The sequence below is a fragment of the Allobosea sp. R86505 genome (genome assembly GCF_042466375.1).
Taxonomy (GTDB): Bacteria; Pseudomonadota; Alphaproteobacteria; order Rhizobiales; family Beijerinckiaceae; genus Allobosea.
This window is the reverse complement of record NZ_JAXHPY010000001.1, coordinates 427,956-440,297: the sequence shown is the minus strand read 5'-3', so window position 1 is coordinate 440,297 and position 12,342 is coordinate 427,956. Positions and strand designations below refer to the sequence as shown.

At 69.2% G+C, this 12,342-nt stretch carries 15 protein-coding genes; 8 read left to right on the top strand and 7 right to left on the bottom strand.

Features of this window, described 5'->3' with window-relative positions:
• Positions 1 to 23 precede the first annotated feature (23 nt).
• The 4 genes from coaA to SJY11_RS02080 all read right to left on the bottom strand — a co-directional run bounded on the left by coaA (position 24) and on the right by SJY11_RS02080 (position 3,030).
• The gene (coaA, locus tag SJY11_RS02095) at positions 24 to 983 is read right to left on the bottom strand and encodes a type I pantothenate kinase (protein ID WP_376984820.1); all 960 of its coding nucleotides are present in this window, start codon (positions 981 to 983) and stop codon (positions 24 to 26) included.
• 69 nt (positions 984 to 1,052) lie between these two features.
• Complete coding sequence (locus SJY11_RS02090) at positions 1,053 to 1,370, bottom strand: phosphoribosyl-ATP diphosphatase (protein WP_376984819.1); 318 nt, start codon at positions 1,368 to 1,370, stop codon at positions 1,053 to 1,055.
• Between the two features lie 3 nt (positions 1,371 to 1,373).
• Entirely contained in the window at positions 1,374 to 2,135 is a 762-nt protein-coding gene (gene hisF, locus SJY11_RS02085) for an imidazole glycerol phosphate synthase subunit HisF (RefSeq protein WP_376984818.1), read from the bottom strand.
• Positions 2,136 to 2,199: 64 nt separating this feature from the next.
• Complete coding sequence (locus SJY11_RS02080) at positions 2,200 to 3,030, bottom strand: hypothetical protein (protein ID WP_376984817.1); 831 nt, start codon at positions 3,028 to 3,030, stop codon at positions 2,200 to 2,202.
• A 207-nt stretch (positions 3,031 to 3,237) separates the two neighbouring features.
• On the opposite strand from SJY11_RS02080, the gene SJY11_RS02075 reads away from it, so the two are divergent.
• Positions 3,238 to 3,963 carry a carbonic anhydrase gene (locus tag SJY11_RS02075; protein ID WP_376984816.1) on the top strand — a complete coding sequence of 242 codons (726 nt, stop codon included), beginning with the start codon at positions 3,238 to 3,240 and terminating at the stop codon, positions 3,961 to 3,963.
• A 22-nt stretch (positions 3,964 to 3,985) separates the two neighbouring features.
• Here the strand turns inward: SJY11_RS02075 and SJY11_RS02070 are convergent, their stop codons facing one another.
• The gene (locus SJY11_RS02070) at positions 3,986 to 4,738 is read right to left on the bottom strand and encodes a sulfite exporter TauE/SafE family protein (protein WP_376984815.1); all 753 of its coding nucleotides are present in this window, start codon (positions 4,736 to 4,738) and stop codon (positions 3,986 to 3,988) included.
• 241 nt (positions 4,739 to 4,979) lie between these two features.
• Between SJY11_RS02070 and SJY11_RS02065 the strand changes: the two genes are divergently transcribed.
• The gene (locus SJY11_RS02065) at positions 4,980 to 5,630 is read left to right on the top strand and encodes a L,D-transpeptidase (RefSeq protein WP_376984814.1); all 651 of its coding nucleotides are present in this window, start codon (positions 4,980 to 4,982) and stop codon (positions 5,628 to 5,630) included.
• A 7-nt stretch (positions 5,631 to 5,637) separates the two neighbouring features.
• Here SJY11_RS02065 and SJY11_RS02060 read toward each other — a convergent pair whose 3' ends face one another.
• Positions 5,638 to 6,531, bottom strand: coding sequence for an aldose epimerase family protein (locus tag SJY11_RS02060; protein ID WP_376984812.1), 894 nt, complete (start codon positions 6,529 to 6,531; stop codon positions 5,638 to 5,640).
• A gap of 11 nt (positions 6,532 to 6,542) precedes the next feature.
• Complete coding sequence (locus SJY11_RS02055; protein WP_376984811.1) at positions 6,543 to 7,280, bottom strand: IclR family transcriptional regulator domain-containing protein; 738 nt, start codon at positions 7,278 to 7,280, stop codon at positions 6,543 to 6,545.
• A gap of 113 nt (positions 7,281 to 7,393) precedes the next feature.
• Between SJY11_RS02055 and SJY11_RS02050 the strand changes: the two genes are divergently transcribed.
• The 6 genes from SJY11_RS02050 (at position 7,394) to SJY11_RS02025 (ending at position 12,290) form a co-directional block, all read left to right on the top strand.
• Positions 7,394 to 8,248: a CoA transferase subunit A gene (locus SJY11_RS02050; RefSeq protein WP_376984810.1), complete on the top strand. Its 855-nt coding sequence runs from the start codon at positions 7,394 to 7,396 to the stop codon at positions 8,246 to 8,248.
• Positions 8,245 to 9,018, top strand: coding sequence for a CoA-transferase subunit beta (locus tag SJY11_RS02045; protein ID WP_376984809.1), 774 nt, complete (start codon positions 8,245 to 8,247; stop codon positions 9,016 to 9,018). The genes SJY11_RS02050 and SJY11_RS02045 overlap by 4 nt, the downstream gene beginning before the upstream one ends.
• Positions 9,015 to 9,725 (top strand): protocatechuate 3,4-dioxygenase subunit beta, encoded by a 711-nt coding sequence (gene pcaH / locus SJY11_RS02040; protein WP_376984808.1) that lies wholly within the window; start codon positions 9,015 to 9,017, stop codon positions 9,723 to 9,725. Before SJY11_RS02045 ends, pcaH begins: the two co-directional genes overlap by 4 nt.
• Complete coding sequence (gene pcaG, locus SJY11_RS02035; protein ID WP_376984807.1) at positions 9,715 to 10,305, top strand: protocatechuate 3,4-dioxygenase subunit alpha; 591 nt, start codon at positions 9,715 to 9,717, stop codon at positions 10,303 to 10,305. The genes pcaH and pcaG overlap by 11 nt, the downstream gene beginning before the upstream one ends.
• Before the next feature lie 183 nt (positions 10,306 to 10,488).
• Positions 10,489 to 11,385: a 2-dehydro-3-deoxygalactonokinase gene (locus SJY11_RS02030; RefSeq protein WP_376984806.1), complete on the top strand. Its 897-nt coding sequence runs from the start codon at positions 10,489 to 10,491 to the stop codon at positions 11,383 to 11,385.
• Positions 11,382 to 12,290 (top strand): ribokinase, encoded by a 909-nt coding sequence (locus SJY11_RS02025; RefSeq protein ID WP_376984805.1) that lies wholly within the window; start codon positions 11,382 to 11,384, stop codon positions 12,288 to 12,290. Before SJY11_RS02030 ends, SJY11_RS02025 begins: the two co-directional genes overlap by 4 nt.
• Positions 12,291 to 12,342: the final 52 nt, after the last annotated feature.

The following is a 12,342-nucleotide window of genomic DNA, read 5'->3' as shown; positions in this document are numbered from 1 at the left end:
CGGGGTTGCGCCGGGCGCCATCCCTAGAGCCGCCGCAGCGCGACCTGCTGGATCCGGTGGCTCGCCCCCTTTGTCAGGATCAGGCTGGCGCGCTGGCGGGTCGGCAGGATGTTCTCCTGCAGGTTCGGCAGGTTGATGCCGGTCCAGAGGTCCTCGGCGATCGACAGCGCCTCTTCTTCGCCGATCTCCGCATATTTGCGGAAGAAGGAGCGCGGGTCGCGGAAGGCGGTCTGGCGCAGCGTCATGAAGCGGTTGACGTACCAGCGGTGCAGGTCGTTCTCGTCGGCGTCGAGATAGACCGAGAAGTCGAAATAATCCGAGACGAAGGGGATCACCGTGCCGTCCTTCGGCATCCGGCTCGGCTGCAGCACGTTGAGCCCCTCGAGGATCAGGATGTCCGGCCGCTCGACCGTGACGCTCTCGCCCGGCACCACGTCATAGACGAGGTGGGAATAGACCGGCGCCTTGACCTGCGGCTTGCCGGCCTTGACGTCGGAGAGGAAGCGCAGGATCGCCGAGCCGTCATAGCTCTCGGGAAAGCCCTTGCGCTGCATCAGCCCGCGCCGCTCGAGCTCGGCATTCGGCAAAAGGAAGCCGTCGGTGGTGACGAGCTCGACCTTGGGCGTGTTGGGCCAGCGCGACAGCAGGGCCTTGAGCACGCGCGCCGTGGTCGACTTGCCGACCGCGACCGAGCCCGCGACGCCGATGATGTAGGGGACCTTGACCTCGGCCTCTGCCAGCAGGAAGCGCTGCGTCGCCTTGAACAGCCCCTGCGTCGCCGCGACATAAAGCGAGAGAAGCCGCGACAGCGGCAGGTAGATCGCGACGATCTCGTCGAGCGAGATCGGGTCGTTGATCGACTGCAGCTTCGTCAGGTCGTCGACCGACAGCGTCAGCGGCGTGTCGGCGCGCAAATGCGCCCACTCGTCGCGGGTGAAGCTGCGATAGGGCGAATCGAGTTCGGGGAGGGCCGGGGCAGGCATCGCGCGCTGATCCATGGGGCGACCCGCATTCCAGGCTTCGAGGTTCAACGCGGGACTAGCCTCGGCTCTTCAACGGGGGCGTGCGGCTTTCTCCGCCAGACCGGAGCGCACGGTGCGGCCCTCAAGCTGGCTCAACACGTCCTGCAATGCAACATCGCGGGCCTTCAGTACAACCAAGAGATGATAGAGCACGTCCGCGCTTTCGGCGATCAGCTCCTCCCGGTCGCCCTTCACGGCGGCGATCACGGCCTCGACCGCCTCCTCGCCGAACTTCTTGGCGCAGCGCTCGGGCCCGGCGGCCAGCAGCTTGGCCGTCCAGGATTCGTCCGGTGCGGCGGCGGCGCGCTCGGCGATGCGGGCTTCGAGATCGGAGAGGGTGAAGGTCATCGCTCAGTCCAGCCGCATCGCCAGGCCCGCCTGCGCCATATGCGCCTTGGCCTGCGGGATGGTGTAGGTTCCGAAATGGAAGATCGAGGCGGCGAGTACGGCCGAGGCATGGCCCTCGCGCACGCCGTTGACGAGATCGTCGAGATCGCCGACGCCGCCCGAGGCGATCACCGGAACCGTGACCGCATCCGCGATGGCGCGGGTCAGGCCCAGATCATAACCGACCTTGGTGCCGTCGCGGTCCATCGAGGTCACCAGCAGCTCGCCGGCACCCAGCGAGACGACCTCCTGCGCGAAGGCCACTGCCTCCAGCCCCGTCGGGTTGCGCCCGCCATGGGTGAAGATCTCCCAGCGCCCGGGTGTCACCTGCTTGGCGTCGATCGCCACGACGATGCACTGGTCGCCGAACTTCTCGGCCGCCTGCCTGACGAACTGGCGGTTGGTGACGGCCGCCGTGTTGATCGAGACCTTATCGGCGCCCGCCAGCAGCAGGCCGCGGATGTCCTCGACCTTGCGCACCCCACCACCGACGGTGAGCGGCATGAAGCAGGCTTCCGCCGTCCGCGTCACCACTTCGAACAGGATGCCGCGGTCCTCGTGGCTGGCGGTGATGTCGAGGAAGCAGAGTTCGTCGGCGCCGGCCGCGTCATAGGCCTTGGCGGCCTCGACGGGGTCGCCCGCATCGACGAGATCGAGGAACTGCACGCCCTTGACGACGCGGCCGTCCTTGACGTCGAGGCAGGGGATGATGCGGGTCTTGAGCATGGCGAAGCCGGCTTCCGGGAGGGCTGGCGCGAGCCTATGCCGGATTTCGGCCCCGCCGTCACCCTCACCGCGCCTCGGCGGCCTGCGCCAGCCGCGCCGTCTCGGCGATCCAGCCCCAGAAGCTGCGAAACCAGGCCTCGCTTTCCGCCAGAAGGCGCGGCGCCAGCGCGACCCGGCCCCGGCTGCGATCCTGCACCAGCAGTTCCTCCGCCTCGGACCGGTTGATGACGTTGCGGACATGGGAATGCGACAGGCCGAGGCGCGCGGCGACCTCGCGGGCGTGAAGGTCGAACCAGACCAGATCGCCGGGCTCGCCCGTCGCCGCGCGATGATGCGCGCCGAGGAGGACGAGTCCGATCCGGTCGCCGCAGTCGAAGCGGTCGAGCCAGGCCCAGGCGCCGTTTCCGGCCGTCGCCTCCCGCGTCCGTGCGAAGAGATCGCGGGCATGGCCGAGAAACAGCCGCAGGAAGGGGTCGTCAGCAAGCAGGCGCTGCGAGAGTCCGACCTCGGCCAGGCCCAGGATCTCGCCGCAGCCGGCGTGATGCGACAGCCATTGCCGCAGTCCCTCATAGAGCGGCGGCGCCGGCACCAGCCAGGCCGACCGGGCATCCCCGGGCACCGGCTCGCGCGTCACATAGCCGGCGAGCCGCAGCAGCCCAAAAAAGGCCGCGAGCGTGCGGGCACCGCCCATCTCGCGCTGGACCAGCGCCAGCGTCGGCCTCGGACCAGCGCCGCGCTCGGCCTCGCAATGCATGACGACGACGAGCCCGGCCGCATGCGATTGCAGGTTGCGGCCGAAGACCTTGCTGACGATCTTCTCGGCCACATGCATCCGCAGCACGCAGTCCGCGCAATGCAGCATCGCCGAGCGGAAGCTCGCAGATCCGCCCGCCACGGCTGAGATGGGAATAATTTGGCGCGAATTGTAATTCAACTGAAGATAAGGACCTGTTTCAGGGATCATTCAGCAAGTCCTCGTCGCAATCGGATTCAAGCAGACTTTGGACTGTTCAGCCATGGCAGCATCAATACCATCGCGGGGCAAGCCCGGATCACCGCTCCGTCCGGATGCGAAACGTCCGCTGGCCCGAGGAAGGCTCCCATGTGTGAACGCTGTGCCCCGAACGCCCTCTTTCCATCCCTTTCCCGCCGCTCCCTGTTCGGTCTCGGCGCCGGGCTCGCCCTGACGGCCGGCCTCACCCGTCCGGGCTGGGCGCAAGGCGCCGCCTCGCCACCCGCACCGATCAGCGGCGCGGAGGCGCTCGACCGGCTGATGGCGGGCAATGCCCGCTACGCCGCCAACAAGCCCAACCAGCGCGACTTCTCCGCCGGGAGGGCGGCGCGGACGCGCTCGCAGCATCCCTTCGCCTCGATCGTGAGCTGCGCCGATTCCCGCCTCGCGCCCGAACTCGCCTTCGACCAGGGTGCAGGCGATCTTTTCGTCGTTCGTGTCGCCGGCAATTTCGTCAACGAGGATGGCCTGGCGAGCCTGGAGTTCGGCGCCGCCGTGCTGCAATCGCCCCTGATTCTGGTGCTCGGCCACACGCGTTGCGGCGCCATCGCCTCGACGATTGACGTTGTCAAGAACGGCACGGAGCTGCCCGGCCACCTGCCCTCGCTGATCAACGCGATCAAGCCGGCCGTGCTCGACGCTCAGAAATCCGGTGCCGCCGATCTGCTGGACGCGGCCATCGCGGCCAATGTCCGCCTCAATGTCGAACGGTTGAAGAGCGCCGCGCCGATCCTCGCCGAGCGCGTCGCCCAGAAGAAGCTCACCGTCGCCGGCGGCGTCTACGACCTCGCCACGGGCAAGGTGAAGCTCATCTGAGCGTTGCGAGGCGCCCGTCGGCTCACAAGCCGGCGGCGCGGCGCAGCAGGTCGATGCCGACGACCGTCAGGATGGCCTTGATCGCGACGGCGAACCAGCGCTCGGGCAGCCGCTCCAGCAGCGTCGTTCCCAGCATCGTGCCGGCAAAGCCCGATAAGATCATCGCGCCGATCAGCGGCAGCCAGTCCGAGAAGGAAAAGCCCAGCGCCCCGAAGGCGAAGACCTTGAGCAGGTGCTGGATCGTCGTGCAGGCCGCATGGGTCGCGATCAGCTGCCGCTTTTCGAGACCCAGCGGCAGCAGCAGCGCCTGCACGAAGGATCCGGTCGCGCCGACGAACATGGTGATGATGGTCGAAAGTCCGCCGCCGATCACGAGCCCGCTCGAGGCCAGCCCCGGGATGCGTGGCTTCGGCAGCCAGGTCATGACGAGGATGAAGGCACCGAGCAGGCCGAGCAGGATACGCTCCGGCAGTTCCACCACCAGCAGCGCCCCGATCAACGCCCCGATCACGGAGCCCGCGGTGAAGCGCGCCACCAGCGGCCAGAGCGCATGCGCCCGCTGCACATAGGTACGCCCGACATTGGAGCCGACCTGCACCAGTCCGTGGACGGCGATGACCACGGAGGGCGACACCGTTCCGGCGAGCGCACCCAGCATCGCCACCCCGCCGCCGATGCCGAAGGCGGCGGTGAAGGCCGAGGTGAGGAAGCTGACGGCGATCAGCAGCAACGCGATGGTGGGCGCGACGCCGGCCGGCAGGAGCATGTCGAGCATGGAGGACCGCAAGGGCGGGAGGGGCGGGCATTCCTGCTACACCCACCCGCAGCCCTCGGCAAAGCCGGCGGCGCAGGTCGAAGACGCGATCCGCGCAGGGCCGGGGCCGCATGTCGGAAACCACATTCCGGCTCGGCGCTTTACAAGCACCTCCCGAGAGCGTTTCCTTGAGGGAATGGCGGCGGATATCGCTCCGACAACGCCGAAGCGATCAACAGTTGCGTCTTTGCGGAGTGGTGTGATGCGTCGCATGTTCGGCCTGCTGGCCGCTGTCCTTCTGTCGCTGGCCGGCATCGCCTCGGCTGAAGCCGGCGTCGATGTCCGCGTCGATATCGCCGCCCAGCGCGTCCAGGTCACCACGACCGACGGCGAGAGCTACAACTGGGCCATCTCCTCGGGCCGCAAGGGCTATCGCACGCCCAACGGCGTCTACCGTCCGACGCGGTTGGAGAAGAACTGGTACTCGCGCAAATATGGCGGCGCCATGCCGAGCGCCATCTTCTTCCGCGGCGGTTACGCGATCCATGGCACGACGGCCGTCGGCGCGCTCGGGCGCCCGGCCTCGCATGGCTGCATCCGCCTGCACCCGGCCAATGCCGCCAAGCTCTTCGCGCTGGTGAAGAAGCATGGGCCGAGCCAGACGCGCATCGCGCTGAACGGCGTCGCGCCCGACAATCTCTCGCAATTCGCCAAGGCCAAGGGGGCTACGAAGACGAAACTCGCCAAGGCCAAGAGCAAGCAGCGCGCCGCCATCGCCCAGCAGCGCAAGGCGCCGAAATGGGATGCCGCCCGCGAGCAGATCCTCCTGCGCCCGGCTCTGCCCGCCGGCGCCTTTGGCTATCAGCCGACCAACCTGCAGCGCTATTACGAGACCGGCCCGCGCTGGCGCTGAGCGAAGCTCAGAGCGCCTCGGGAACGATCCGTAGCCAGCCTTCGAGCGTCTCGCCCGGGGCGAGCCGCGTGAGCGGCGCGGCTTCCCGCGCCGCTCTCTCGCTGGGCGAGCCGATGGCGTGGCTCTGCGGCTCGACACAGAGGAAATCCGCTCCCGGGGGCGCCCAGACCACCGGGCAGCGCAGGGTCTCGCTCGCCGTCAGCGCGATCGCGAGCCCGGTCGAGGGCGTCTCGATCCGCGCCGTCCCGTCCCAGCCGAGGAAGCTCCAGGCGACTTCCCCGCCCGTCGCGAAGGCAGCGCCACCGGCATAGGGCCCCCCGCCGTCGAGCGTGCGGGAGCCGGCGGCGCGATAGCCTTCGCCCTCGAACAAAAGCGCCCCGCGCGCCGTCATCCGCAGCCGCGTATCCGGCGTCGCGGGAAACCAGGGGTGATGGCCCAAGCCATAGGGTAGGGCCTGGTCTGCCTCGTTGGTGAGGACGAGTTTGACGGTCAGACCGGCCTCGTCCAGCGCGATCTCCTGGTTGACCCGGTAGCGATAGGGGTCGGGACCGGCCTCGCGCCGATGTTCCAGCACGGTATGGCCGGCGGTATGGCCGAGTACGACCCAGTTCGCCTCCCAGCCGAAGCCATGGATGCAGTGCCCGCCGCCCAGTCGGTTGTCCGGGAGTGCGAAGCGCTGCTCGCCATCGTCGACGACGCGGTCGAAGGCGCAGTTGGCGAAGGGCACCATGGCCCAGCTCCCCATCTTGTTGGGCGCTGCGGTCGAGGGCGCGAGACCCGGCGGCGCGCGCAGGAGCGGATGCAGGCGCCCATCCGGCCCCCGCCACTCCAGCGCGGCGATGATGCCGCCGATCTCGGGGTGGATGCGGGCCTGCAGCGGACCGGCCTTCAGCTCCAGCATGGTGTCGTCCTTCAGCTGATCAGAGGGCGCAGCAGCGCCTGGAGCTGGCGCATCCCCGGCAGGAAGCGATCGGCCATCTCCACCGCCGAGCTGCGCTGGACCTGGCCGGAGAGGTTGAAGGCGGCGACCACCTCGCCGCGCGCATTGAGGAGCGGCATGGCGATCGAGATCAGGCCCAGTTCGAGTTCCTGGTCGACGATGCAGTAGCCTTGCGCCCGCACGCCGGCCAGGATCTCGGCCAGCCGGTCGGGGTCGGTCACGGTGTGCGGCGTCAGGGCCCGGGGCCGGCCCGCGAGAATGCGCGCCCGGGCGTCGGCCGGATCGCGCGCCGCCAGCAGCACCCGGCCCATCGAGGTGCAGGAGGCCGGCAGCCTCGTGCCGACCGAGAGCCCGACGGACATGATCCGCCTTTGCGCCGAGCGCGCGATATAGACGATCTCGTGCCCGTCGAGCAGGCAGGCCGAGGACGACTCGTGCGTCTCCTCGGAGAGCCGCTCCAGAAAGGGCTGCACGAGCTGGGGCAGGGCGGCCGAGGCCAGCCAGGTATGGCCGAGCCGCAGCACGCGCGGCGTAAGCCGGAAGAACTTCCCGTCGAAGGCGGCATAGCCGATCCGTGTCAGCGTCAGCAGGCAGCGCCGGGCGGCGGCGCGGGACAGCTCCGTCGCCCGCGCGACCTCCGCGATCGTGAGTCTGTCGCGGCCGGCATCGAAGCACTCGATCACGGCCAGCCCCTTTTCGAGGGCGGCCATGTGGTCACGGTCGGGCGCCTCTCCAGCCATTCTTGACCGCCTGCCCCTCGCTGGCCTAACGTTCGATTATCAACACAGTGTGCGATAAACGCACAATCTGAGGAGATGTCAAGGTGGCGGAATTCGTCTCCCTCTCGCAGGGAATCGAGGCGGTCTTGAGCGATGGCTGTTCCGTCGCGATGGAAGGCTTCACCCATCTCATCCCGCATGCGGCGGGGCATGAGACGATTCGTCAGGGCAGGCGTCGCCTGACGCTGATCCGGATGACGCCGGACCTGATCTACGACCAGCTGATCGGCACCGGCTGCGCCGAGAAGCTGATCTTCTCCTGGGGCGGCAATCCCGGCGTCGGCTCGCTGCATCGCTTCCGCGACGCGGTCGAGAACGGCTGGCCGCACCGGCTCGAGATCGAGGAGCACAGCCACGCCGCGATGGCGAATGCCTATGAGGCTGGGGCGGCGAACCTGCCCTTCGCCGTATTCCGCGGCTACAAGGGCGTCGATCTGCCCAGCGTCAACCCGCAGATCCGCTCGGTCACCTGCCCCTATACCGGCGAGGTGCTGGCGACGGTGCCGGCGATCCGGCCCGATGCCGCGGTCATCCACGCGCTGAAGGCCGATCGCGAGGGCAATGTCCTGCTCGAGGGCATCGTCGGCGTGCAGAAGGAGGCGGTTCTGGCGGCGAAGCGCTCGCTCGTCACGGTCGAGGAGATCGTCGACGATTTCGGCCCGCGCAACGCCAATGCGGTGATCCTGCCCTCCTGGGCCGTCACCGCGATCGCCCATGTGCCGGGCGGCGCCTACCCGTCCTACGCCCATGGCTATTACAAGCGTGCCAACGACTTCTACATCGCCTGGGACAAGATCGCCCGCGAGCGCGAGACCTTCCTGGCCTGGATCAAGGACAACGTGCTGGAAAAGGGGCCCGACGCCTTTGCCCGCCATGCGACCCGGAAGGAGGCGGCGTGATGAGCGCGACACCCACCGAGATGATGACGATCGCGGCCGCGCGCCTGCTGACGAATGACGATGTCTGCTTCGTCGGCATCGGCGCGCCCTCGGCCGCCTGCAACCTCGCCCGCCTCACCCACGCGCCCAAGATCACGCTGATCTACGAATCCGGCACGCTCTCGACGCGGCCCAGCGTGTTGCCGCTTTCGATCGGCGACGGCGAGCTCTGCGACACCGCGCTGACCACGGTCGCGGTGCCCGAGATGTTCCGCTACTGGCTCCAGGGCGGGCGCATCACCATCGGTTTCCTCGGCGGCGCGCAGATCGACCGCTTCGCCAATCTCAACACCACGGTCGTCGGCCCCTATGACGCTCCGAAGGTGCGTCTGCCCGGCGGTGGCGGTGCGCCCGAGATCGCCAGCAATTGCGGCCAGATCTTCATCACCATGGCGATGGGTACCCGGGCCTTCGTCGACAGGCTGCCCTTCATCACCTCCTTCGGCCACGGCAAGGGCAAGGGGGACCGCGCCGCGCTCGGCCTGAAGACGAAGGGCCCGACCAAGGTGATGACCGATCTCTGCGTGCTGGAGCCGGATCCCGACACCGCCGAACTCACCGTCGTCTCGCTTCATCCGGGCGTGACGCGCGAGCAGGTCCAGGCCGGTTGCGGCTGGCCGCTGCGCTTCGCGGCCGACGTCGCGGAAACGCCCGCCGCGACGGAGCAGGAATTGTCGGTGCTGCGCGATCTCCACGCCCGCACCAAGCAAGCCCATGGAGTGGCGGCATGAGCCTGATCTATCCGCGCGAGAGCCTGGCGGCGCACCCAGTGAATGCCTCGCCCGCCTATGGCTCGACGGTGAAGCGCGCGCCGTCGAAGCCGCTGATCCTGCTGCCGCACACGCTCTCGGAGACGACGGGCCCGGTTTTCGGCCATGCGGCTGTCGGCGCGGGTGATTCGGACCTGACGCGCCAGCATGCGGGAGAACCGCTGGGCGAACGCATTATCGTCTCGGGCCGCGTGCTCGACGAGGATGGCCGGCCGGTGCCGCATACGCTGATCGAGATCTGGCAGGCCAATGCGGCCGGGCGCTATGTCCATGTCCGCGACCAGCATCCGGCGCCGCTCGATCCCAACTTCACCGGGGCCGGCCGGGCCCTGACCGATGCGGAAGGACGCTATCGCTTCGTCACGGTGAAGCCCGGCGCCTATCCCTGGCGCAACCACCACAATGCCTGGCGCCCGGCCCATATCCATTTCTCGCTCTTCGGGCCGAGCTTCCTGTCGCGGGTGATCACCCAGATGTATTTCCCGGGCGATCCGCTGTTCAAATACGATCCGATCTTCCAGTCGATCACCGACGCGCAGGTGCGCGAGCGCCTCGTCTCGCGCTTCGACCTCGCCACGACCGAGCCGGAATGGGCGCTCGGCTATCAGTTCGACATCGTCCTGCGCGGCCGCAACGCGACGCCGGTGGAGGAGCCGCATGAGCACTGATCCGCAAACGGCCCAGGCGCCCCTCGGCATCACGCCGTCGCAGACCATCGGCCCCTTCTTCGCCTATGCGCTGACACCGCGCGCCTATGGCGGCAGCGAGCTGGCGACCGGGACCGTCGCGGCCGAGAGCGTCGCCGGCGAGCGCATCCGCATTGCCGGCACGGTCTATGACGGCGATGGCGCCCCGGTGGGAGACGCCATGCTCGAGAGCTGGCAGGCCGACGCGCAGGGCCGCTACAACGCGGCCGGCAATGCCGGATTCACCGGCTTCGGCCGCATCGAGGCGACCGCCGAGGGCGCGTTCCAGATCGAGACCATCCGCCCCGGCCCTGTCGCCGCGCCGGACGGGACGATGCAGGCGCCGCATCTCTCGCTCTCCGTCTTCGCCCGCGGCATCCTGACCCGGCTGGCGACGCGGATCTATTTCGAAGGCGAAGCGGCAAATGCCGCCGATCCCGTGCTGGCGCTGGTCCCGGCGCAGCGGCGGCACACACTGATCGCGACGCGCCAGCCGGACGGCAGCTTCCGCTTCGATATCCACCTGCAGGGCGAGGACGAGACGGTCTTCTTCGCGGCGTGAGGCTATTCCCCTCCCCCTCGTGGGGAGGGGCTAGGGGTGGGGGGCGTAAAGGTGGAGCGCCTCGCATGCATCAAGGCGTGAACGGTTGATCCAGCGCTTTTGGTGATGCAACTGTCACCCGGTCGTTCGCCCCCCACCCCTGCCCCTCCCCACGAGGGGGAGGGGGTCCCGGAGCCTTCCCCCATGCCCAGACCCCTGATCGCGCTCGACTGGGGCACGACCCGCGCCCGCGCCTATCTCATCTCGGCAGCCGGAGAGGTGCTGGAGCGCCGCAGCGCTGACCAGGGCATTCAGTCGGTTCCCGCAGGCGGCTTCCCTTCCGCCTTCGAGGCCATCGCCGGCGATCTGCGCCGCACGGTGCCTGAGGCGCAAATCGTGCTGGCGGGCATGGTGGGCAGCCGCAATGGCTGGGTCGAGGCGGCCTATGTGCCATGCCCCGCCTCGCCGGATGCCATCGCCGCGGCCGGCCTGAAGGTCGCGCTGGCCGACGGCACACCTGCGCTGATCCTGCCCGGCCTCTCCAGCGACGAGGGCGCCTTCGACGTCATGCGCGGCGAGGAGACCCTGATTGTCGGGCTCGGGCTCGAGGACGGCATCGTCTGCCTGCCCGGCACGCATTCGAAATGGGCCCTCGTCGAGGGCGGACGGATCACCCGCTTCGCCAGCTTCATGACCGGCGAGATCTGGGGTCTGCTGCGGCAGAACTCGATCCTCTCCCGCCTCGCCGAGGAGCCGACCGAGGAGGGCGCGCAACTGGGTCTTTCTGCAGGCTTTGCCGCCTCCCGCCGCCCCGGCGGCCTGCTCAACACCGCCTTCGCGGCCCGCTCCGAAGTGCTGGCCGGGAGGCTGCCGGGTTCGGCCGTCGGCCCCTATCTCTCTGCCTTGCTGGTCGGCCACGAGATCGCCGGCGCGCTGGCGTTGTTCGGGCGGCATGACACCGTCCATCTCGTCGCCGACGGCGCCATGGCGGAGAGCTATGGCGCCGGCCTCGCTGCGGCGGGGCTCAAGGCCGTGGTGACCACGCCGGAAGCCGCCTTCGTCGCCGGCATCCGCCGTCTCGCCGGAGCCATCGCGGCATGATCGTCGTCTTCGGTTCGCTCAATGTCGATCTGGTTACCCCGGTCGAGCGTCTGCCCGGCGCCGGCGAGACCGTCATCGGACCCTCCTACGCCCTCCATCCCGGCGGCAAGGGCGCCAACCAGGCGCTCGCGGCCCGTCGCGCCGGTGCGCCGGTGCGCCTCGTCGGCGCGGTCGGGACCGATGCCTTCGCCGATATCGCGCTCTCGCTGCTGGCGGCCGATGGTGTCGACCTCGCTGACGTCGCGCGGGTGGCAATGCCGACCGGCGCCGCCTTCATCGCCGTCGCTGCCGACGGTGCCAACCAGATCGTCGTCGCCGCCGGCGCCAATGCCCAGGCGAGCGCGACGCCCCTGGCGTCGCTGCCGCTCGGCGAGGCCGACATCCTGCTGCTCCAGCGCGAGGTGCCCGAAGCGGAATGCCTCAAAGCGGCGCGGGCCATGAAGCAGGCCGGCGGTCGCGTGATCCTCAACCTCGCGCCCGCCGGGCCGCCCGATCCAGCGCTGCTTGCCGATCTCGACATGCTCGTCGCCAACGAGCACGAGGCGCTGGTGCTGGCGCAGTCGCTGGGCTGGGCCGAGCGGGAGCCCGACGACATCGCCCGCCGCTGCGACGGCGAACTCGGAATCGCCTGCATCGTCACGCTCGGTGCGCAGGGCGTCGTCGGCTGGCATGGCGGCGTCCGTCGCCGGCTTTCAGCCCCCGCCGTCAGCGTGGTCGACACCGTGGCCGCGGGAGACAGCTTCACTGGCGCCTTCGCGGCAGCGCTGTCTGCCGGCTTCGGCTTTTCGGGCGCTCTGCAGCGAGGGCTCGCCGCCGGCTCGCTCGCCTGCACGGCGGCCGGTGCCCAGCCCAGCATTCCCCGCCGGGATGCGATCGAGGCGCTGGTCGGGCAGTCCTTCCTCTAGGTCGAGACCCATTCGCGCGGTCGTGGCAAGGCGTGGTTAAGCCTGTCGCGCA